Origin of the sequence: Mesorhizobium sp. M7D.F.Ca.US.004.03.1.1 (assembly GCF_003998635.1) — a bacterium.
Classification (GTDB): domain Bacteria; phylum Pseudomonadota; class Alphaproteobacteria; order Rhizobiales; family Rhizobiaceae; genus Mesorhizobium; species Mesorhizobium loti.
Map to the genome: position 1 here is coordinate 1 of NZ_RZQG01000246.1, position 789 is coordinate 789.

At 63.4% G+C, this 789-nt stretch carries 2 protein-coding genes; one reads left to right on the forward strand and one right to left on the reverse strand.

What is annotated here, in order from left to right; all coding sequences use genetic code 11:
- Window positions 1–426: MBL fold metallo-hydrolase (locus EN935_RS15760; RefSeq protein ID WP_127373432.1), on the reverse strand; the 426-nt coding region annotated here is incomplete at its 3' end.
- Between the two features lie 124 nt (window positions 427–550).
- Here EN935_RS15760 and EN935_RS42070 point away from each other — a divergent pair.
- The coding region (locus EN935_RS42070; protein WP_245488982.1) for a biotin transporter BioY at window positions 551–789 on the forward strand (239 nt) is incomplete at its 3' end.

Here is a 789-nt window from a genome sequence, read left to right on the forward strand (position 1 = left end):
GTCGACCACCTCGCCGTCTGAAAGCGCAATATCGGGGACGAAAGCCATGTCGGCGCTGGCGTCGAGTGCATTGGTCTCGCCGACATGCAAAGGCCTTGCCGGCCGGTGCGGCCCCTCTGCCAGCACCGGGGCGCCGGTGCGCTGCTTCAGCCGGGCCGCCAGCGGGGAGTGGTCGCGGTGCGTGTGGCTGACGAAGATATGGCTGACCGGCCGACCCGCGATCACCTCGAGCAGGGTCTGCAGATGCGCCTCGTCATCCGGCCCCGGATCGATCACCGCCAGCGTATCGCGGCCAACGATGTAGCTGTTGGTGCCGTGAAAGGTGAAGGGGCTCGGATTGCGGGCCGTGATGCGCTGGATATCGGGCGCGACGCTTACCCCCTGGCCATAAAGGGGGTCGAAGCCGGTATCGAATTTGAGTGCCATGGCGAATGCATCGGTGCCTTGTTTCAGGAAACGGCAAAACCGATTGCCGCATAACACGCAAGCCAATATAGGAGAACGTGAGGCCGCGAACATCGGATAGCGGCAATCGGATTGGGGAAATACCATGGCAATTGCAACTACGATGCGTCCGCTTGTTTCTCTGGCCCTGCCGCAAAGTGGCGCGGCGCGGCTGGCAACGCAGCTTTTCCTGGCGATCGCCGGAACACTGGTGCTGACCCTGTCGGCCAAGACCAAGGTGATGCTTGGGCCGGTCGACATTTCGATGCAGACGCTGGCCGTGCTGCTGATCGCCGCCGCCTTCGGCATGCGTCTCGGCGTCGCCACCCTGCTGCTTTACATGGC